This window comes from Curtobacterium luteum, from assembly GCF_001475545.1.
Taxonomy (GTDB): Bacteria; Actinomycetota; Actinomycetes; order Actinomycetales; family Microbacteriaceae; genus Curtobacterium; species Curtobacterium luteum_A.
Genome location: NZ_LDQC01000049.1, coordinates 40,767 through 60,870, shown reverse-complemented (window position 1 = coordinate 60,870; position 20,104 = coordinate 40,767). Strand labels below are relative to the sequence as shown.

The window sequence follows — 20,104 nt, the reverse complement described above, 5'->3', positions numbered from 1 at the left end:
GGACTCAGCCGGTCACGGCGTCGAGCAACCCCGCGTACTCCCGCGACCGCCCGAACGGCGACAGCTGCCGGCTGAACGCCGCGGCACCCTCTGCAGCCTCCACCGGACCGGCGAGCAACCGCGCGAGCGACCCCACTGCATCGGCCGGGTCGAACCATTCGACCCACCCCTGGTCGCCGAACTCGGCGCGCAGGTGGGGCTCGTCCGGCAGCACCGCCGGTACCTCGAACGACGCAGCGAGGTGCAGCGCGCCCGAGTTGAGCACACGCCGGTAGGGGAACACCGCGAGGTCGGCCGCCCGGAACCACCGCTGCACGTCGACGTCCTCGACGTGGTCGTGCTCGCGGACGGCACGGAGGTCGTCGCCGAGCAGCCTGTCGATGGTGGCTCGGTCCCCGTCGGTGGTCCGGCCGGCCAACAGCAGCACGGGGCGCTCGGACGGGGCGAGGGTCCGAACGGCGTCGATGAGCAGGTCGAGGCCCTTGTACGGACGCATCTGCCCGAAGGCGAGCACGGTCCGCTCCGAGTCGCCGAGCCCGAGGGCAGTGCGCGCCTCGGACCGCGTCACGGATGCCGGGTACACACCCTGGTAGCTCGGGTGTGGGATGCGGACGACGCGAACGGGGTCGAGCGTGTAGAAGTCCGACACGGCTGCAGGGGTGTGACGGTTCATGACGTGCACCGCGTCGGCGGTGGCGGCGAGGTACCGGTTCAGTTCGAGTTCGAGGTCGAGGTGCCGGGCGTCGTGCGGGAGGACGTTGTGGATCGTCCAGACGAGTCGAGCACCGCGCGAGCGGGCGGCGTCGACGACGTTCCGGAAGCGGTCCAGTCGCGCCCGAGCAGCCTCGTGGTCGTCGTCGGCGCGCTGCACGATCGGGGCGGTCCAGTGCATGTGGAACACGTCACCGGCGCCGAGGTGCCCGAGGTGCCCTTCCAGCTGTTCGAGCCGCAGTGTCTCGACGACGTTCCATCCTGCGGCCCGCGGGGCGAGGAGCATCAGGTTGAGGTAGGGGTTGTCCCGGTAGGCCGGGAACACCACGAGGGAGCGATCGGGCACCGCCCGATCCTACGGGGCGCTCAGTCGAGCGTCGCGACGATGTACTCGGCCTCGTGCAGGACCGAGCAGAACGCCAGTCCGTCGTGGTCGAGTGCAGCTCGCTTGCTGATGACGGCACCGCAGACCACGCACCGGACGGTGAAGGTCGAGCGGATGGCATCGGAGAGGAGCGACATGCCTTGATCGTCCTCCGCCACGGTTAACAGATGGCTGCGGAAGCCTCGGAGAACCGTGAACGAACCCACTGGATCAGCGGACTGTCGGCTGGCTATCCGATTGCTGTGACCGACTCCAGGATCGCCGCTGCCGGACGATCGGCTGGCAGGACGACCGCGTAGTCATCCTCAGCTCTGACGGCGCCCCACGCGGCGTTCAGTGCGCCGGGCTGTGGCACCCACGAACTCGTGCCGGACGCGACCAGCACGGTCACGTCGTCGAGCCCGCTCGAACCGCGGTACCAGGCGGACGGGACGTCGACCTGCACGAGGTGACCCAGTGCCTCCAGGCCGGACACCAGGGCGGCGACGTCCTGCGGACGCGATCCGTCGTGCTTCACCGCCACACGCAGCGGAGCACGCGGGGCGACGCCGGCGCCGGCACCGAAGGCACCGGAACGCACTCCGACGCCCGGGACGGACCGCACCACGACCGGCCGCGACGACCGCACCATGACGGCGTGCCCCTTCGGCATCCCCGGCGCCACACCGGCGTACCGGAGCCCCGCGGGCTCGTACCGCGGCGCAGCGTCGGCAGCCGGGTAGCGTCCGCGCCACCGCTCGTCGAACACCCGGCGGTTCTCGATGCGGGCGTCGTTGCGGCCCTCGGTGCGGCTCTCGTGGTGGACGACGACGGACGCGGGCTCGACGACGAACGCCGAGCCTGCGGGGGAGTCGGCGAGGGCGCGGAGGCAGAGGTCGACGTCCTCCAGGCCGTTCGCGTACACCGGGTCGAAGCCGTGCCAGCGGAGGAGGTCCGCCGCACGGAAGGCAGCTGCGGCCGCGGTGATCGCCGAGAAGCGACGGGCTGCCGGGTCGGACAGCGCAGCGGTCGCGTCGTACCGCGGGTGCTCGCCGAGGAAGTGCCAGGGCAGGACCTTGTCGCCGCCGAACACGGTGCCGGCGGTCTGCACGATGCCGTCCGGGTAGAGCAGCAGCGGCTGGACGCCGAGCACGGTCGGGTCGTCGAGCGCGGTGACGAGCGGTCGGAGCCACCCGGTGGTGACCTCGGTGTCGTTGTTGAGCATCACGACGACGTCACCGGTGGAGCGGGCGAGCCCGAGGTCGCTGCCGAGGGCGAAGTTGCGGTTGCGGTCCTCGCGCTGCAGCACGACCCGGGGTTCGTCGCGGAACCAGGCGTCGAGCACGGCGGTGACCGAGCGGGGTGAGCCGTTGTCGATCACGACCACCTCGACGTCGTCGCCGTCGTGGTCGGCGGCACCGAGGACGGCGTCGACGGCGCGGCGGGTCATCGTCCAGTCGCGGTACGTCGGGACGACGACGGACACGCGGCCCACGGTGCGCGGTGCAGCGGCGAGGGCGTCCCAGTCGAGGCGGTGGCGCGCGAGGGCGACCTCCTGCCACGATGCCGGCTGCCCGGAGGACACCCGGCGGACGTCGCGGACGTTGTCGTAGTCGACGCCGATGACCGGCACGTACACCGGCATGCCCGCGTGCCGCGCGATGCGCAGCAGCCACTCCCAGTCGATCCAGCGGCGGAGCGTCTCGTCGAACGGACCGACGGCGTCGGCGACGTCCCGCCGGACGACGAGCGCGTTGAGGTCGATGAAGTTGCCGGCGCGGAGGTCCTCGACGGTGCCGTCCTCGCCGCGGAACGTCTCGGTCGGGGCGGTCGCGTCGTCGTCGTTGTTCGCGCCCACCATCCGCAGGCCCGTGTGCGCACCCGGCGCCCCGGTGTCGAGGACCCCGGCGACGGCGGCGGCGAGGTGCTCCGGCCGCCAGGTGTTGTCGGCGTCGAGGAACGCGACCAGCTCGCCCCGAGCGGCGGCGAGTCCGGTGTTGCGCGCGGCGCCGGCGCCGCCGTTCGGCCGTTCGTGCACCCGGACGCGGTCGTCACCCTCGGCAGCGGCTCGGACGACGTCGAGCGTGTCGTCGCCGGAGCCGTCGTCGACGACGAGCAGTTCCCAGTGCGGGTAGATCTGCGCCTGCACGGAGCGGATCGCGGCCGCCACGACGTCGGGTCGCCGGAACACCGGCATGACGACGGACACCAGGGGGCGTTCCGCGTCACGGCGTGCGGCTCCCCGTCGGAGCGCCGCGAGCGCCTCCTCGGTGGTCGGCCCGTCCCACTGCTGCCGGTAGCGCCGGCGCGTGCGGTGCTGGGCGGCTGCGTACGCGCGGGCGTTGTCGAGGGCGGCGTCGCGCGCAGCGGCCCACGTGGGCGTGTCACCGCGTCGGCCGGGAGGCACGGGGAGCGCGGTCTCGTCGCTCGCCTCGCGCAGGAAGTCGCGGAGCGCATCGAGCGTGCTCGCCGGTCGGCGGCCCTCCGGCCGCGACGCCGCCCACACCCCGGCGTCGAAGAGCGGACCGGTCTGGAAGAGCTCGGGCCCCTCCTGGTGGAGTGCGTCGTACCAGGACATCCGGGCGTCCGGCTGGTGCTCGCGCATCCACTCCGGTTCGACGAGCGGGCTGAGCGAGAGTCCGCGCCGACCGTCGTTGTGGACGTAGAACGACACCGCCTCGGCGTCGGTCGCGAAGGTCCGGCCGGTCTGCGCCTCGAGGTACGCGCGGTCGACGATGCCGAACTCGACGATGCGGGCAGCCCAGCGGTCGAGCCGGTCCGTCACGGTGAGGGGACGCTCCGGACCGCGGAGGCGTCGGGCCAGCCCGCGGGCGATCCGGCCGAGGCCGTCCTGGCCCCTCGCCGTGCCGTTCTGACCCTTCCCGGGGCCGGGCATCAGCGGCGCCCCGGCAGGCGGGAGGCGACCTTGGCGATGGCCTGGCCGGTGCGGAACGAGCGGCTCGCGCGGAGGTCGTCGAGTTCGCGGCGGAGCCGGGTGACCTCGTCGGACGACGACGCCGAGGCTGCCTGCGCAGCGGCGAGGTCGAGTGGCAGGAACGCGGCCCAGCGTCGTTCGAGTGCGGCCGAGGTGCCGTCGAGCGGGGCGAGCATGCTGTTCTCCACGCCCTCCCGCGCGCTGTCGAGTTCGTCGGGGGTCACGACCTCCGCGAACGGCCGCACGAGGTCGGCGACCCGTGCCGACCCGGCGCGGTACTGCTCGGACGACCACGGGGCAGCTGCGGGGCCGGTGTCGACGAAGACCCAGTGCGCGGCACGACGGTTCGCCGTGACGAGCTCGGCGGGCGTCGGGTCGACGAGGACCTGCACCGTGACGAGGTCGTCCGGGTTCGGCTCATCGGCGGTGACGCTCCACGTGTCGGGGGCCGACGTGCCGGAGGGGAGCCGCGCCTCCAGGGCGAAGCCGTCACCGAAGGCCGCGTCGATCTGCCGGACCAGCGCGTCCGCGTCGGCGACGTGCCGCAGGTCGACCGCCAGCCGCGCTGCCGGACCTGCCGGGACGAGCACGTCGGCGAAGCGCTCCGTCGCGGTCGTGCCGTGCCGCTGGTAGGCGGCCACCGCGTCCGGGAGGAACGGGTACCGCCGCTCGAGCTCGCGCTGGTGCGCGGCACGCAGCGCGTTCCGGTTGCCGGAGAAGCTCTTGCCGCCCGCGTGCAGGACGAGGGCGTGGTTCGCGATCTTGGCGAGCCACCCGTGCGCGGCGATGCGGAGGCAGTAGTCGTTCTCCTCGCCGTAGCCGGGGGCGAACGCCTCGTCGAAGAGGCCGTGCTCGGTGATGAGTTCGCGGCGGGTCAGGAAGCAGAAGCCCATCGCGACGGGGAGGACCTGCGACGCCGGCAGGAGCGGCGCGATCGCGGCCCAGACCGCACGGGTGCGTTCCTCGGTGCGGGCGGCGCCGCGGTTCGTCAGCCGGTAGGGAATGCTCGCGATCGTCGCGTTGTCGCTGCGGGCGGTGACGACACCGGTGCGGTCCTCGTCGAGGACGGCGAGCATCGCGTCGAGGAAGCCCGCGGTCGGGACGGCGTCGCTGTTGAGCAGGAGGACGGCCTCGCCGTCGTGCCCCGGGTCCAGCTCGGTCACGGCGCGGTTGCACGTGCCGACGAAGCCGAGGTTGTGGTCGTTGCGCTCGTACCGGAAGCCCTCGATGCCCGCGGTGCGGTCGAGGAGCGCGCGCTCGATGGTGTCGGCGTCGGGACCGCAGTCGTTCACGAGCAGCACGCGGTGCCGCTCGGTGTCGAGGTGCTCGACGAGGCCGTCCACGCAGCGGAGGAGCGATTCGAGGTCGCCGTACACCGGGACGACGACGAGGGTGGTGCGGGTCATCGGGTCTGCTCCTCGGCGGGGTCGGTGGGGTTCTCGCTGGGAGTGCCGGATGCGCTGTGCGCTCCGGCGGTCGCCTCGCCCTGCTGCAGTGCTCTTGCGAGGGCGTCGACGGCGGCGTCGAGTGGCCCGCCGAGCGCACCGTCGGCGACGGGTGCGAACGGGGTCGGGCCCTCGGCCGCTGCCCGCCGGACCGCGTCGGCGACGGCGAGCCCCAGGGACCGGGCATCCGCGGGCACCGCCGTCAGGTTCGGGTGCAGGTGCCCCCGGGTGTCGCGGAACTCGTTCGTCACCACGCGCGCGCCCGAGATCGCGCCGTCGAACGGCGGGTGGCTCGGGTGCGGGCTGTGCTGCAGCGACAGCACCACGTTCGTCGACGCGATGAAGCGGAAGTAGTCGTCCCACGGCATCGTCCCGTGCGACACGAGCTTCACGTCGCCCGCACCGCCGTCGAGCTCCACGTCGCCGTGCTGCTCGCCCGCGGAGTGGAACTCCACCCGGAGCCCGTCACCCGCGAGCTCCTGCACCGCGACGCGGAGGGCCGCGACGCCGAGACGGAACAGGTTGCGGTGCTTGCTCGGACGCCCGTAGAAGAGGACGCGCACGGTGTCCTCGTGCTGGCGGGCCGCCGCGACGCGTTCGAGCAGCTCCAGGTCGAGGTGCGGGGCGAACGAACGGTCTCGGGGTACGTCGACGTCCTCGACCTCGGCGAGGTACTGCCGGAGCGGCTCGGAGTTCACGAGCATCCGGAAGCCGGCGCGGTAGGTCGAGGCGGCGACGGCGTACTCGGTCGACCACGGGCTGAACCCGGGCTCGTAGTCCTGCACGAGGTAGACGACGCGGTCACGCGGCACGACCCCTGCGGTGACGGCGACGTCGAGCGGGTGCGCCGTCTTCCAGTGCGTCGCGATCCACACGTCGTCGCGGCCGAACGTCTCGTCGAGGACGTCCTCGCGACGAACGACCCGGACGCCGGGCCGGCCGTCGACGCGGGACTCGGGGAAGCGCTCGGCGACGAGGGCCTCGGCCGCGGCGGTGCTGTTGCCCGGGGTCGTCCAGCGCACCATCACGACGCGGACCCGGCGGCCGGTGCGCTCGCCGAGTGCGAGGGCGACCGCGAGGGCCGTCTGCACGCCGGCGAACGCCGCGCCCTCGCGCAGCTCGTCGACGACGAGGACGACCTCGGGCTCGCGGTCGACCGTGCGGACGCCGGCGATCGCGAGGCTGGTCTCGACGAGTCCCTCGAACGGCCGGGCGGCGAGCGGAGCACGGTCGCGCTCGCGTCGCGCCACGCGGACGTCCACGCGGGAGACCGTCCGCCCGAGTCGTTCGCGGACGTCGTTCCGGTAGTGGCCGTCGCGTGCGTACCGTTCGTTCACGCGCACGAGGTCGGTGACGAGGCGTCGCGCCTTCTCGAAGTTCATCGACCCTCACGTTAGCGGGCGGTCACGGCCCGCAGGGGGCGGTCGGGGGTGCTCGGTAGGCTTGGCGACCTGATGATGCAGCGAATCGACCTCCGCGGCGGCCTGCCCGCCCGTGCCGAACTCCTCCGACTCATGCCCCGCGCCGTCGGCGACGTCTCACACGCCGTCGATGCCGCACGCGAGCTCGTGGACGCGGTCCGGGAGCACGGGGCGACGGCGCTGCGCGAACAGGCCGAACGGTTCGACGGGGGAGCGCCCGAGCACGTGCGTGTCCCCGCGGCCGAGATCGCCGCCGCGGTCGCCGGGCTCAGCCCCGAGCTCCGCGCCGCCCTCGACGAGGCCATCCGCCGCGTCCGTGCCGCGAGTGCCGCACAGGTGCCCGCAGGCTCGGTGACGACCCTCGCCGACGGCGCCGAGGTCCACCAGCGCTGGCAGCCGATGCGTCGCGTCGGTCTCTACGTCCCGGGCGGCAAGGCCGTCTACCCGTCGAGCGTCGTCATGAACGTCGTCCCGGCACAGGTCGCCGGCGTCGGGTCGATCGCGCTCGTGTCCCCGCCGCAGCGCGACCACGGCGGACACGTGCACCCGACGATCCTCGCGGCGGCCGGGCTCCTCGGCGTCGACGAGGTGTACGCGATGGGCGGCGCCGGGGCGATCGGTGCGTTGGCGTACGGCGTGCCGGAGATCGACCTCGAGCCGGTCGACCTCGTGACCGGCCCGGGGAACAACTACGTCGCGGCGGCGAAGCGGATCGTGCGGGGCACCGTCGGCATCGACTCCGAGGCCGGCGCGACCGAGATCCTCGTGATCGCGGACGACACCGCAGACGCCGGCTACGTCGCGGCCGACCTCGTCAGCCAGGCCGAGCACGACGAGCAGGCGGGCGCCGTGCTGGTGACCACCTCGGAAGCGTTCGCCGACGCGGTGGAAGCCGCGATCCCGGAACGCACGGCGCGGGTCGGGACCGCCGCGCGCCTCCAGGTCGCGCTGAACGGCCCGCAGTCGGCGGTGGTCCTCGTGGACTCGCTCGCGGACGCCGCGACCGTGAGCAACGCGTACGGGCCGGAGCACCTCGAGATCCAGACCGCCGACGACGACGCCGTGCTCGCCGACATCGACGCCGCCGGCGCGGTGTTCGTCGGACCGAGCACGCCGGTCAGCCTCGGCGACTACCTGGCCGGGTCGAACCACGTCCTGCCGACCGGCGGGCAGACCCGCTTCGGCTCGGGGCTCTCCGCTTCGACGTTCCTCCGGCCGCAGCAGGTGATCCGCTACTCGCCGGAGGCCCTCGCCGAGGTCGCGCCGCACATCGTGGCGCTCGCGACCGAGGAGCAGCTGCCGGCGCACGGGGCCGCCGTGACGGAGCGCACGAGCCGGTAGCCTGGGTCCGACATGTTCTGCCCCTTCTGCCGCCACCCGGACTCCCGCGTCGTCGACTCCCGCACGAGCGACGACGGCACCTCCATCCGTCGCCGTCGTCAGTGCCCGAACTGCGGGCGCCGCTTCTCGACCACCGAGACCGCGTCACTCAACGTGGTGAAGCGCAACGGCGTGACTGAGCCGTTCAGCCGCGACAAGATCGTCTCCGGCGTGCGGAAGGCCTGCCAGGGGCGGCCCGTGACCGACGGCGACCTCGCGGTCCTCGCACAGCGGGTGGAGGAGACCGTGCGCTCGTCCGGGTCGAGCCAGATCGACGCGAACGACATCGGGCTCGCGATCCTCGTCCCGCTGCGGGAACTCGACGAGGTCGCCTACCTCCGCTTCGCGAGCGTGTACCAGGCCTTCGACTCCCTCGAGGACTTCGAGGACGCCATCGGGCAGCTCCGCCTCGACCACCACGCCTCCCGCGCAGAGGCCGCGGACGCGTGAGCGTCGGCGTCGAGCGGGCCATCCGCGGCGGGTACGAGGTCGTCTTCCGCTCGGTGTTCGCGAACATGGACCCCGAGCGGGCCCACCACCTCGCGTTCGCCGTGATCCGGGTGATCCCGCACGTACCGTTCATCGGCCGGCTCGTCGAGCGGTCCTCCCGCCCGTCGGCGGCGGACGGCATCACGACGATGGGGATCCACTTCCCGTCGCGCTTCGGCCTCGCCGCCGGGTTCGACAAGGACGCCAAGGGCATCCGCGGGCTCGGGGTCCTCGGATTCGGGCACGTCGAGGTCGGCACGATCACGGCGAAGCCGCAGCCGGGCAACGAGAAGCCCCGGCTCTTCCGGCTCATCCCGGACCGTGCCCTCATCAACCGCATGGGCTTCAACAACCACGGCGCTCCCGCGGCGTCGCGTCGGCTCGAACGGGCCCGTCGCAACCCCGGCCGGCCCGTCATCGGCGTCAACATCGGCAAGAGCCGCGTGGTCGACGTCGCGGACGCCATCGACGACTACCTCGAGTCCACCAGGCTCCTCGCGCCGTTCGCCGACTACCTCGCCGTCAACGTCAGCTCGCCGAACACCCCGGGGCTCCGTGGTCTGCAGGAGCTCGACCAGCTCCGGCCGCTGCTGACCGCCGTGCGGGACGCCGCCGGCCGGACGCCGGTGCTCGTGAAGATCGCGCCGGACCTCACGGACGAGCAGATCGACGCGATCGCCGGGCTCGCGGTGGAGCTCGGGCTCGCCGGGGTCATCGCGAACAACACCACGATCGACCGCTCGGGACTGAAGACGCCGGCGGCCGACGTCGAGGCCATGGGCGCCGGGGGACTCTCCGGAGCACCCCTCGCCGCGCGGTCGCTCGAGGTCCTGCGGCGCGTCCGTGCCGCCGTGCCCGAGGGCTTCTGCGTGATCGCGGTCGGCGGGGTGACGAGCGAGCGGGACGTGCAGGACCGGATCGACGCGGGGGCGACGCTCGTGCAGGGCTACACGGCGTTCCTCTACGAGGGGCCGACCTGGGCGGCGCGGATCAACCACCTGCGGCGTCGTCGGCTGCGGCGCGCCGCGCGCTGAGCGGCCGGGGCGCCGCGCGCTGAGCGCGGCTCCGGTGCCGCGCGGCACTGCGTGACTCGCCGAGGTTCCAAAATGTCGGCATCTCGAGCCGCGTTCGCCCCGTCCGTGAAACCTCCGCGACGCGCGTGCGGCGAGTCGTGGAACCTCGCGGACCGCGCGCTGTCCGGGAGGCTCGTCGCCGGTCCGCCCCGCGCCTCCCGTCCCGCGCGCCGGCCGGGAGGCTCGTCGCCGGCCCGCCCCGCGCCTCCCGTCCCGCGCCCGGTCCGTCGCCGCCTCGCGCCGCCGCCACGCGCCCGTCGAGCTTCCGTACTTTCGGCACCTCGACACGCGGCCGACCGGTCCGTGGAACCTCGACGACACACGTGCGGCGAGTCGTGGAACCTCGACGACACGCGTGCGGCGAGAGGTGGAACGTCGGCGGGTGCGACGTATCCGCGCCGGGTGAGCCCGCCACGCCTCCACGACGCCCGCGCCTGCACACGCCGGAGCGCCGCCCGACCGGGGTCGAGCGGCGCTCCGAGGGGGCGACCCCAGTGTCAGACGGCGGGGTACTGCCCGCGGCGGACCTGCGGCTTCGGCAGGCGGAGGAACCGCAGCTGCCACGCACGCGTGAGGATGTAGAGGAACGTCCCGCGCTGCATCGAGCCGAACTTGGTCGTGAGCTTCTTGCGGAGGGACAGCCACAGGACGACGCAGTCGATGACGAACAGCGCCACGAACGCCCACACCAGCAGCAGCGCGTACGAGGCGAGCACGGTCTGCGCGGCGGCGAACCCGAGGATGAGGAAGATGACGAGCACCGGCATCATGACCTCGCCCACGTTCCAGCGGGCGTCGATCCAGTCGCGCACGAACCGACGCTGCTCGCCGCGGTCCTTCGCCGGGAGGTACCGTTCCTCGCCGTTGGCCATGCCGACGCGGGCCTTCTCGCGCTCGGTGTTCAGGCGGGCACGCGCGGCCTTCTTGTCGGCGGGGGAGTTGCCGACGAGCGGGCGACGGTTCGCAGCCTCACGCTCACGACGGCTCGGCGTCGGCCGGCCCTTGCCCTGCTCGAGGAGCTCGTCCTCGGCGGGGTTGACGGTCGTGTTGGTCTTGGGGGCTGCCTTCGCCACGGTGCGTTCCTGACTGCGGTTGCGTGCTGGATCGTCCTCTAGATTACGGGACATGACCGACACCGACCAGCACGCAGCAGCCACCGACCCCGCACTCCTCGACGCCCTGCGCGAACACGTGCAGGGGGCGCTGCCGGCGACCATCGCCGACCTGTCCGCCCTCGTCCGCCTGCCCTCGGTGTCGTGGTCGGCGTTCGACCCGGCGAACGTGCGGGCGAGCGCCGAGGCCGTCGCGGACCTGGCCCGGTCGACCGGGGTGTTCGCCGCGGACGACGTCCGGATCGTCCGCTCGGCGTTCGAGGGCACCTCGTCCGACGTGGCCGAGGAACACGCGGACGAGCAGCTCGGCCAGCCCGCCGTCCTCGCCGTCCGCCCCGCCCGGAACGGCAAGCCGACGGTGATGCTCTACGCCCACCACGACGTCCAGCCGCAGGGCGACGACGCCCTCTGGGACACGCCGCCGTTCGAGCCGACCCTCCGCGGGGACCGCCTCTACGGCCGCGGTGCCTCGGACGACAAGGCCGGCGTGATGACCCACATCGCCTCGCTCCGCGCCCTGCACGCCCAGTTCGGTGATGACCTCGACCTCGGTGTCGTCCTGTTCGTCGAGGGTGAGGAGGAGTTCGGCTCCCGGTCGTTCCGCACGTTCCTCCGCGAGCAGAAGGAACACCTCGCCGCCGACGTCATCGTGGTGGCCGACAGCGACAACTGGTCCGCCGAGGTCCCGTCGATCACGGTGTCCCTCCGTGGCAACGTCACGTTCAAGCTCACCCTGACGACGCTCGAGCACGCGAGCCACAGCGGCATGTTCGGCGGAGCGGCCCCCGACGCGATGATCCCGATGATGCGCCTCCTCGCCTCGCTCCACGACGACGACGGCTCGGTCGCGGTCGAGGGGCTCACCTCGTACGACGGCCCGGTCCCCGAGCGCTCCGACGAAGAGCTCGCTGCGGACGCCGCCCTGCTGCCCGGCGTCCGCCCGGTCGGCACCGGACCGGTCCTCAGCCGGATGTGGTTCCAGCCGTCGATCACCGTCACCGGCATGGACGTACCGAGCGTCGCGAACGCGTCGAACACGCTCCTGCCCACGGTCTCGGCGCGCGTCTCGGTCCGGATCGCCCCCGGGCAGTCCGCCACCGACGCGTACGCGGCCGTCGAGCGCCACCTCCACGCGCACGTGCCGTTCGGTGCCCGCCTGGAGATCAGTGAACCCGACGCCGGTGACGGCTTCCTCGTGGACACGGCCGGCTGGGCCGTGCAGGACGCGCGGACCGCGATGCGCGAGGGCTGGGGCGCGGACGCGGTCGAGCAGGGGATCGGCGGGTCGATCCCGTTCGTGTCCGACCTCGCCGCGGAGTTCCCGGACGCGCAGATCCTGGTCACCGGCGTCGAGGACCCGGACACCCGCGCGCACAGCCCGAACGAGTCGCAGCACCTCGGTGTGCTGCACCGCGCGATCGCGTCCGAGACGATCCTGCTGGCGCGGCTCGCGGCGCGCTGACGCACCACAGGACGGACGGGAGGCCCGTGGCGACGCCGCCACGGGCCTCCCGTCCGTCCGCGCTCTCCACAGGGCCCCGTCCCTCCACAGCGCGCGGCCGCCTGCTGCGGACGTCGGTGGCGCGTGCTTACAATCGTCTCGAGGCGCGGTGATCCGCACCGCCCGGAGGGAGACGCGCGATGAGCGACACCATCACCGAAGCGCAGACCGCTACGGCGACCGAGACGCCGACGCACGGCGTGCAGCTGAGCGATGCGGCGGCGGCGAAGGTGGCGAGCCTCCTCGAGCAGGAGGGTCGTGACGACCTCCGCCTGCGCCTCGCCGTCCAGCCCGGTGGCTGCTCGGGACTCATCTACCAGCTCTACTTCGACGAGCGCATGCTCGACGGCGACACCACCGCCGAGTTCGAGCCCGGCGTCGAGGTCGTCGTCGACAAGATGAGCGTCCCGTACCTCGACGGCGCCACGATCGACTTCGAGGACACGATCCAGAAGCAGGGCTTCACGATCGACAACCCCAACGCGCAGGGCAGCTGCGCGTGCGGCGACAGCTTCCACTGACGCCCACCGGCCGACACGCGAGCGGGGAGCGACCGAGCAGGTCGCTCCCCGCTCCCGTTCGTCCCGGTCAGAGCGGCCCCGACAGTTGCGGAACGGGGCCACGCGGAGCTCCGGTTGGCGCGAGCTGTCCCCGGCTGCGAGTAAGCTAGGAGTGTTCCAACCAAGCTGGGAGCGAGCCATGCGCGACCTTCGTGTCGCGGCTCCTCCGGGTTCACGTCTTTGCGAGAGGTCATAGTGCGTTCGAATCGCCGTATACGTTGGGCGGCCATCCCGGTGGCCGTCGGTCTGGTCATCGCACTGGCTGGCTGCACGCAGCAGCAGCTCAACGGATGGCTCCCCGGCACCGAGCAGACGCGTGACGTCACGAACCACACCAGCCGCATCGTCGGTCTGTGGACCACGAGCTGGGTCGTCCTCCTCGCGGTCGGTCTGATCGTCTGGGGCCTGATCATCTGGGCCGCGATCGTCTACCGCCGTCGGAAGGGCCAGACCGGCCTCCCGGTGCAGATGCGGTACAACATGCCGCTCGAGATCTTCTACACGATCGTCCCGCTCATCCTCGTGCTCGGCTTCTTCGCCTTCACCGCGAAGGACCAGGCCGCGATCGAGCAGCCCTTCGCCAAGGCCGACGCCACGATCCACGTCTACGGCAAGCGCTGGGCGTGGGACTTCAACTACATCAACGAGGACGACAAGTCCAAGAGCGTCTACTACCAGGGCATCCAGGCCCAGGAAGAAGAGAACGCCAACGGCGCGATCGACGAGTCGCAGCTCCCGACGCTGTACCTGCCCAAGGGCAAGAAGGTGCACATCGAGCTGTCCTCCCGCGACGTCAACCACTCCTTCTGGGTGATCGACTTCCTCTACAAGAAGGACATGATCCCCGGCAAGCAGAACGACGAGTACTTCATCCCCGAGAAGCTCGGCACGTACCAGGGCAAGTGCGCGGAGCTCTGCGGTGAGTACCACTCGCTCATGCTCTTCCAGGTGAAGGTCGTCACGCCGACCGAGTACCAGGAGTACCTCGACTCCCTCGCGGAGCAGGGCAAGACCGGTCTCCTCGGCGACGAGTACAACACCAACACGAACGAACCGAACAACAAGGCGCCCGTGACGGCGTCCGAGAACGATTAGGGGCTCCGTCAGATGACCACGTCGCTCGTCGGCCAGCCGGCGGCAGGCACCACGACCCTGGACTTCCAGGCGTCGAAGGTGGGCCGCAAGGGCAACATCATCGTCAGGTGGATCACCTCCACCGACCACAAGACCATCGGGTACATGTACCTGATCGCGTCGTTCATCTTCTTCCTGCTCGCGGGTGTGATGGCGCTCGTCATCCGCGCCCAGCTCTTCGAGCCCGGCCTGCACGTGGTCCCGACGAAGGAGCAGTACAACCAGCTCTTCACGATGCACGGCACGATCATGCTGCTGCTCTTCGCGACGCCGCTCTTCTCGGGCTTCGCGAACGCGATCATGCCGCTGCAGATCGGTGCGCCCGACGTCGCCTTCCCACGACTCAACGGCTTCGCCTTCTGGCTCTACGTCTTCGGTGCCCTCATCGCGGTCGGCGGCTTCCTCACCCCGCAGGGTGCGGCCTCGTTCGGGTGGTTCGCCTACGCGCCACTGAGTGACACGACGTTCACACCGGGTCTCGGCGGGACGCTCTGGGTCTTCGGTCTCGGCATGACCGGCTTCTCGACCATCCTCGGCGCCGTGAACTTCATCACGACGATCATCACGATGCGTGCCCCGGGCATGACGATGTTCCGCATGTCGATCTTCACGTGGAACACCCTCGTCACGGCGCTCCTCGTCCTGATGGCCTTCCCGGTCCTCGCGGCGGCGCTGTTCGGCCTGGGTCTCGACCGCGTGTTCAACGCCCAGATCTTCAACCCGGCCAACGGCGGGGCGCTCCTCTGGCAGCACCTCTTCTGGTTCTTCGGCCACCCCGAGGTCTACATCATCGCGCTGCCGTTCTTCGGCATCGTGTCCGAGATCTTCCCGGTGTTCAGCCGCAAGCCGATCTTCGGGTACAAGACCCTCGTCTACGCGACGATCTCCATCGCGGCCCTCTCGGTCACGGTGTGGGCGCACCACATGTACGTCACCGGTGGCGTCCTGCTCCCGTGGTTCTCGCTCATGACGATGCTCATCGCGGTCCCGACCGGCGTGAAGATCTTCAACTGGGTCGGCACGATGTGGCGCGGCTCGGTGACGTTCGAGACGCCGCTGCTCTGGTCCGTCGGCTTCCTCATCACCTTCACCTTCGGTGGTCTCACCGGTGTGATCCTGGCGTCGCCGCCGCTCGACTTCCACGTGTCCGACTCGTACTTCGTCGTCGCGCACTTCCACTACGTGGTGTTCGGCACCGTCGTCTTCGCGATGTTCGCCGGGTTCTACTTCTGGTGGCCGAAGTGGACCGGCAAGATGCTCAACGAGCGTCTCGGCAAGATCCACTTCTGGCTGCTGTTCATCGGCTTCCACACGACGTTCCTCATCCAGCACTGGCTGGGCGTCATCGGCATGCCGCGTCGCTACGCGACCTACCTGCCGAACGACGGGTTCACCTGGATGAACCAGCTGTCGACGATCGGCTCGATGATCCTCGCGATCTCGTTCCTGCCGTTCATCTACAACATCTACGTGACCGCGCGGAACGCGCCGAAGGTCGCCGTGAACGACCCGTGGGGCTACGGCCGCTCGCTCGAGTGGGCGACCAGCTGCCCGCCGCCGCGCCACAACTTCACGTCGATCCCGCGGATCCGTTCCGAGTCCCCGGCGTTCGACCTGAACCACCCCGAGGCCGGTGTGCCGATCGGTGTGGGCCCGGCGAAGGACGCCCCCGACGCCCCGACCTACGACGCCGCGAAGGGCGAGGTGAAGTAACGCCATGCGCGCCAACAAGAACCTGTTCTGGATCCTGTTCGTCTTCTTCATCCTCGCGGACGCCGCGTACACGATCTGGTCGGTCATCTACTACAACGGTGTCGTCGAATGGGTCGGCACGGTGTCGATCGGCCTCACCGGGATCATGTCCGCGTTCATCGCGTTCTACCTCGGCAAGGTCATGTCCTCGCAGGGCGGAGTCCTCCCCGAGGACCGCGCCGACGCGAACATCGAGGACGGGGATGCCGAGCTCGGGCACTTCAGCCCGTGGTCGTGGTGGCCGATCCTCCTGGCCTTCGCCGTGGGCATCTGCTTCCTCGGCGTGGCGGCCGGTCTCTGGCTCGTTCCGATCGGCATGGCGTTCGTGGCCGTGACGCTCGTGGGCTGGGTCTACGAGTACTACCGCGGGAACTTCGGACACTGACGTTCCCCAACCCCTGACGGACTTCGGGCGGCACCACATCCGGTGCCGCCCGAAGTGCGTCCGGACCACGGCAGCCCGTCTCGACGAGGCGCCGCCGCCGCACCCGATCGACTCCCCGGCACCGAACCGGGAACAACCCGGCCCGCAACCGGCTTGACTCGAAGCGGACCACCCCCACCACAGCGAAAGGAGTCACCTCAGGTGACCGACAAGCGCACCCTCATCATCTTCGGCGCGACGGGCGACCTCGCCTCCCGCCTGCTGCTGCCGGGCCTCGGCACGTTCCTGCAGAGCGGTCGAGCGGTCCCCGTCCAGCTGATCGGCACGGGCCGCAGCGCCCGGAGCGAGGAGCAGTGGAAGGACGTCGTCACGAAGTCGTTCGCGTCGCAGGACGTGAAGGGCCCGGAGGTCGATGCGACCCTCGAGTCGACGCAGTTCATCCAGGGCGACCCGACCGACCCGAAGCACCTCGAGGCACTCCTCGCCGCAGCCGAGGCCGAGCCGATCCTCTACTTCGCGCTCCCGCCGCAGATCGCCTCGGACATCTGCGAGGCGCTGCAGGGCGTCGAGCTCCCCGAAGGCACGACGCTCGCCTTCGAGAAGCCGTTCGGGACCGACGTCGCGAGTGCCGAGGCGCTCAACAAGACCGTCCTCGAGCTCGTCCCCGAGGAGCGCGTGCACCGCACCGACCACTTCCTCGGTCGCACCACGGTGCTCAACATCATCGGCCTGCGCTTCGCGAACCGGCTGTTCGAGCCGATCTGGAACGCGGACAACATCGAGAAGGTCGACGTCTTCTACGACGAGACCCTCGGCCTCGAGAACCGCGCGCAGTACTACGACGAGGCCGGCGCCCTGGTCGACATGATCCAGTCTCACCTGCTGCAGATCCTCGGGCTCGTGACGATGGACGCCCCGGCCGCGATCGACGCCGTGGAGTTCCGGTCCTCGCTCGCCCGCGTGCTGCGGTCGACGCGGCTCAAGGGCGACGACCCCAAGATCGCGTCGCGCCGTGCGGTCTACACCGCCGGCACGATCGACGGCAAGGAGCTGCCGTCCTACCAGGACGAGGACGGCGTCGACAAGACGCGCGGCACCGAGACGCTCGCCGAGATCGAGGTCGAGGTCGACACCGCCCGTTGGGCTGGCGTGCCGTTCACGCTCCGCTCCGGCAAGGCCCTCGGTGCCAGCCGCAAGGAGGTCCTGATCACCTTCAAGCCGGTCACGCGCCTGCCCTCCGGTCTGACCGGTCGGCCGAAGCAGGACACGCTGCGCATCGTCCTCAACCCGGACGAGATCGAGCTGAGCGTGTCGGCGAACGGTGGCGGCAACCCGTTCGAGATGGGCCAGGTCACCCTCTCCTCGTCCTTCGACGACGGCGAGCTCACGCCCTACGGCGAGGTCCTCAACGGCATCTTCCACGATGACCCGCTGCTCTCGATCCGCGGTGACGTGGCCGAGCGCTGCTGGGAGATCGTCGGACCGGTCGTCGACGCATGGAAGGCGAACGAGGTCCCGCTCGAGGAGTACCGTGCCGGCTCGCGCGGCCCCGCGGACTGGGTGAGCTCGTCCTGACGGACGCGTGCACGTCGCCCTGAACGGGCGGACCTGACGGACGTTCTTTCCCATGCCAGGTGACGTGGCTCGGGGAAACAGGCGTACCTGGTGGATCCGGTTGACCAGCCACGCGCGGAAACACCAGCCACGCGCGGAAGGACCAGCCACGCGCGGAAGCACCAGCCATGCGCGGAAGCACCAGCCAGACCCGGCGCGACTGGCCGACGGTTCGGCTTCAGGACGCGGTGCCGGCGCGCTCGCCCTCGCCGGTCCAGGAGCGGGTGCCGCCGTCGTGGACGGCGAGCCGCGTCCGGTGCCCTGCCGACGCGCCGCGAGCGCGCGCGATGGCGTCCGCCGCCGAGACGAGCGTCAGGTGTGACAGCGCCTGCGGGGTGTTGCCGATGTGGTGCCCGGTCGCGACGTCGATCTCCTCCGAGAGCATGCCGACGTCGTTCGCGAAGCCGACCAAGACGTCCATGAGGCGTTCGGCGTCCTCGATCCGGCCGGATGCGGCGTACTGCTCGACGAGCCAGAACGAGCACGCCAGGAAGGGGTGCTCGCTGCCGGACAACCCGTCGAACCCGGCCTCGGTGCGGTACCGGAGCACCAGTCCGTCCTCGCCGGTGCGGAGGTCGTGCTCGATCGCGGCGACCGTGCCCGTCATGCGCGGGTCGTCGGCCGGCACGTAGCCGATCTGCGGCAGCACGAGCAGGCTCGCGTCGACCTCGTCCGTGTCGTAGTGCTGCCGGTAGCTGTTCCGCTCCGGGTTCCAGCCGTGCTCCTCGATCTCGGCGCGCACCTGCTCGCGGAGCGTGCGCCAGCGGTCGATGGGGCCCTCGAGTCCGAACTCTTCGACGGCAGCGACGCCGCGGTCGAACGCCGCCCAGATCATCGCGCGCGAGTGCGTGAAGTGGCGTCGGGGTCCCCGCATCTCCCAGATGCCGTTGTCCGGCTCCTGCCAGTGCTCCTCGACGTAGCCGAGCAGTGCCCGCTGGAGCGCCCACGAGTCCGCGTTCTCCTCCACCCCGAGCTCGCGTGCGTCGTGCAGGGCTGCGAGGACCTCGCCGAACACGTCGCCCTGGTACTGGGTGTACGCCCCGTTGCCGATCCGGACCGGCGTCGAGTGCGCGTACCCGGGCAGCTCGTCGAGCGTCCGTTCGGGCAGGTCGCGCTCGCCCGCGACGCCGTACATGATCTGCACGTCGGCCGGGTCGCCCGCGATCGCGCGGAGAAGCCAGCCGCGCCAGTGCGCGGCCTCGTCCCGGTACCCGTGCGCGATGAGCGAGGCGAGGGCGAGCGAGGCGTCGCGCAGCCACACGTAGCGGTAGTCCCAGTTGCGTTCGCCGCCCGGGTCCTCCGGGAGGCTCGTGGTCGCGGCCGCCACGACGCCGCCGGTCTCGCCGTGGGTCATCGCACGGAGCAGGAGCAGGGACCGCCGTGTCGCGTCGACGTACCGGCCGTGGGTGCGGACCGGGGTCATCCAGTCCTCCCACCAGCGGGTGGTCCGGTGCAGCGCCGCTGTCACGTCGAGGGGCTCCGGCGGCTCGCGGTGCGACGGGTACCAGGTGAGCACCGTGTCGAGGACCTCACCGTCGCGCACGGTCGCGGTCGCCCGGTGGTGGCGGTCGTGCGAGCGGAAGCGCGGGCCGCGCACGACGACCGACCCGGGTCCGGCGGTGGCGAGGAGCGCCGGGGCCTCGTCGCCACCGATCTGCCGCACCCACGGCATGGCCCTGGCGTAGTCGAACCGGATCGTCAGGACCTGCTCGACCTCGACCTCGCCCCGCAGCCCGCGCACGCGTCGCACGATCGAGGCCCGGTGCGCGCCCATCGGCATGAAGTCCGTGACCTCGACGACGCCGGTGCTCGTCGTCCACACCGTCGAGAGGACGAGGGAGTCACCGACGTAGCGGCGGTGGACGGTCGCTTCCGGATCGGTCGGACGGAGCGACCAGCCGCCGTGCTCGGCCGACCCGAGCAGCGCCGCGAAGGTGGACGGGCTGTCGAACCGGGGGAGGCAGGCCCAGTCGACCGTGCCGTCCCGGGTGACGAGCGCCGCGGTGTACGTGTCGCCGATCAGGGCGTGGTCCTCGATGCGAGCAGAGTGCATGCCCCGATCGAACCACGCCACCGCCCGACGGACGCTGCGCTGAGGAGGTGCTCAGCCGGGTGCGCTGGGACGCGGGTCGGTCTGGTTCGGCCGCGCTGGGACGCGGGTCGGTCGGGCTCGGCCGCGGGGCGGTCTGGCTCGGCCGCGCTGGGCCGCGGGTCGGTCTGGTTCGGCC

Annotated in this window: 16 protein-coding genes; 9 read left to right on the top strand and 7 right to left on the bottom strand. The window is 71.4% G+C overall.

The window, feature by feature from the left end; all coding sequences use genetic code 11:
• Positions 1-4: 4 nt before the first annotated feature.
• The 5 genes from NS184_RS09525 to NS184_RS09510 form a co-directional block, all read right to left on the bottom strand.
• A complete protein-coding gene (locus tag NS184_RS09525) occupies positions 5-1,057 on the bottom strand; it encodes a glycosyltransferase (RefSeq protein WP_058725884.1) in 1,053 nt (350 codons plus the stop codon).
• Between the two features lie 20 nt (positions 1,058-1,077).
• Positions 1,078-1,233, bottom strand: coding sequence for a hypothetical protein (locus NS184_RS18325; protein WP_176491703.1), 156 nt, complete (start codon positions 1,231-1,233; stop codon positions 1,078-1,080).
• A 92-nt stretch (positions 1,234-1,325) separates the two neighbouring features.
• Entirely contained in the window at positions 1,326-3,971 is a 2,646-nt protein-coding gene (locus tag NS184_RS09520) for a glycosyltransferase family 2 protein (protein ID WP_058725883.1), read from the bottom strand.
• A complete protein-coding gene (locus tag NS184_RS09515) occupies positions 3,971-5,416 on the bottom strand; it encodes a glycosyltransferase family 2 protein (RefSeq protein WP_058725882.1) in 1,446 nt (481 codons plus the stop codon). The genes NS184_RS09520 and NS184_RS09515 overlap by 1 nt, the downstream gene beginning before the upstream one ends.
• The gene (locus NS184_RS09510) at positions 5,413-6,837 is read right to left on the bottom strand and encodes a hypothetical protein (protein WP_058725881.1); all 1,425 of its coding nucleotides are present in this window, start codon (positions 6,835-6,837) and stop codon (positions 5,413-5,415) included. The genes NS184_RS09515 and NS184_RS09510 overlap by 4 nt, the downstream gene beginning before the upstream one ends.
• Positions 6,838-6,909: 72 nt before the next feature.
• On the opposite strand from NS184_RS09510, the gene hisD reads away from it, so the two are divergent.
• Genes hisD through NS184_RS09495 form a run of 3 tightly spaced genes read left to right on the top strand, consistent with a single transcriptional unit; the run spans position 6,910 to position 9,779 of the window.
• Positions 6,910-8,217, top strand: a complete 1,308-nt coding sequence (gene hisD / locus NS184_RS09505) for a histidinol dehydrogenase (protein WP_058725880.1) — start codon at positions 6,910-6,912, stop codon at positions 8,215-8,217.
• Between the two features lie 12 nt (positions 8,218-8,229).
• Positions 8,230-8,706, top strand: a complete 477-nt coding sequence (nrdR, locus tag NS184_RS09500; protein WP_058725879.1) for a transcriptional regulator NrdR — start codon at positions 8,230-8,232, stop codon at positions 8,704-8,706.
• Positions 8,703-9,779 carry a quinone-dependent dihydroorotate dehydrogenase gene (locus NS184_RS09495; RefSeq protein ID WP_083513588.1) on the top strand — a complete coding sequence of 359 codons (1,077 nt, stop codon included), beginning with the start codon at positions 8,703-8,705 and terminating at the stop codon, positions 9,777-9,779. Before nrdR ends, NS184_RS09495 begins: the two co-directional genes overlap by 4 nt.
• A gap of 536 nt (positions 9,780-10,315) precedes the next feature.
• Here the strand turns inward: NS184_RS09495 and NS184_RS09490 are convergent.
• Positions 10,316-10,891 (bottom strand): DUF3043 domain-containing protein, encoded by a 576-nt coding sequence (locus tag NS184_RS09490; RefSeq protein WP_083513587.1) that lies wholly within the window; start codon positions 10,889-10,891, stop codon positions 10,316-10,318.
• Between the two features lie 52 nt (positions 10,892-10,943).
• Between NS184_RS09490 and NS184_RS09485 the strand changes: the two genes are divergently transcribed.
• The 6 genes from NS184_RS09485 to NS184_RS09460 all read left to right on the top strand — a co-directional run bounded on the left by NS184_RS09485 (position 10,944) and on the right by NS184_RS09460 (position 17,837).
• Entirely contained in the window at positions 10,944-12,392 is a 1,449-nt protein-coding gene (locus tag NS184_RS09485) for a dipeptidase (protein WP_058725878.1), read from the top strand.
• A gap of 179 nt (positions 12,393-12,571) precedes the next feature.
• On the top strand, positions 12,572-12,952 hold the full coding sequence (locus NS184_RS09480) for a HesB/IscA family protein (RefSeq protein ID WP_058725877.1): 381 nt from the start codon (positions 12,572-12,574) through the stop codon (positions 12,950-12,952).
• A 234-nt stretch (positions 12,953-13,186) separates the two neighbouring features.
• The gene (gene ctaC, locus NS184_RS09475) at positions 13,187-14,086 is read left to right on the top strand and encodes an aa3-type cytochrome oxidase subunit II (protein WP_058725876.1); all 900 of its coding nucleotides are present in this window, start codon (positions 13,187-13,189) and stop codon (positions 14,084-14,086) included.
• A gap of 12 nt (positions 14,087-14,098) precedes the next feature.
• Complete coding sequence (gene ctaD / locus NS184_RS09470; RefSeq protein WP_058725875.1) at positions 14,099-15,838, top strand: aa3-type cytochrome oxidase subunit I; 1,740 nt, start codon at positions 14,099-14,101, stop codon at positions 15,836-15,838.
• Between the two features lie 4 nt (positions 15,839-15,842).
• Complete coding sequence (locus NS184_RS09465) at positions 15,843-16,262, top strand: cytochrome c oxidase subunit 4 (RefSeq protein ID WP_058725874.1); 420 nt, start codon at positions 15,843-15,845, stop codon at positions 16,260-16,262.
• A gap of 201 nt (positions 16,263-16,463) precedes the next feature.
• Positions 16,464-17,837 (top strand): glucose-6-phosphate dehydrogenase, encoded by a 1,374-nt coding sequence (locus NS184_RS09460; protein ID WP_058725873.1) that lies wholly within the window; start codon positions 16,464-16,466, stop codon positions 17,835-17,837.
• A 217-nt stretch (positions 17,838-18,054) separates the two neighbouring features.
• Here the strand turns inward: NS184_RS09460 and NS184_RS09455 are convergent, their stop codons facing one another.
• Complete coding sequence (locus NS184_RS09455) at positions 18,055-19,950, bottom strand: glycoside hydrolase family 15 protein (protein ID WP_275935024.1); 1,896 nt, start codon at positions 19,948-19,950, stop codon at positions 18,055-18,057.
• Between the last annotated feature and the right edge of the window lie 154 nt (positions 19,951-20,104).

Excerpts from the sequence above, each read along its gene's own strand:
- NS184_RS09520 (WP_058725883.1), bottom strand. The coding sequence starts at position 3,971 with ATGCCCGGCCCCGGGAAGGGTCAGAACGGCACGGCGAGGGGCCAGGAC.
- NS184_RS09465 (WP_058725874.1), top strand. The coding sequence starts at position 15,843 with ATGCGCGCCAACAAGAACCTGTTCTGGATCCTGTTCGTCTTCTTCATC.
- ctaD (WP_058725875.1), top strand. The coding sequence starts at position 14,099 with ATGACCACGTCGCTCGTCGGCCAGCCGGCGGCAGGCACCACGACCCTG.
- NS184_RS09510 (WP_058725881.1), bottom strand. The coding sequence starts at position 6,837 with ATGAACTTCGAGAAGGCGCGACGCCTCGTCACCGACCTCGTGCGCGTG.
- NS184_RS18325 (WP_176491703.1), bottom strand. The coding sequence starts at position 1,233 with ATGTCGCTCCTCTCCGATGCCATCCGCTCGACCTTCACCGTCCGGTGC.
- hisD (WP_058725880.1), top strand. The coding sequence starts at position 6,910 with ATGATGCAGCGAATCGACCTCCGCGGCGGCCTGCCCGCCCGTGCCGAA.
- NS184_RS09485 (WP_058725878.1), top strand. The coding sequence starts at position 10,944 with ATGACCGACACCGACCAGCACGCAGCAGCCACCGACCCCGCACTCCTC.
- nrdR (WP_058725879.1), top strand. The coding sequence starts at position 8,230 with ATGTTCTGCCCCTTCTGCCGCCACCCGGACTCCCGCGTCGTCGACTCC.
- NS184_RS09515 (WP_058725882.1), bottom strand. The coding sequence starts at position 5,416 with ATGACCCGCACCACCCTCGTCGTCGTCCCGGTGTACGGCGACCTCGAA.
- NS184_RS09480 (WP_058725877.1), top strand. The coding sequence starts at position 12,572 with ATGAGCGACACCATCACCGAAGCGCAGACCGCTACGGCGACCGAGACG.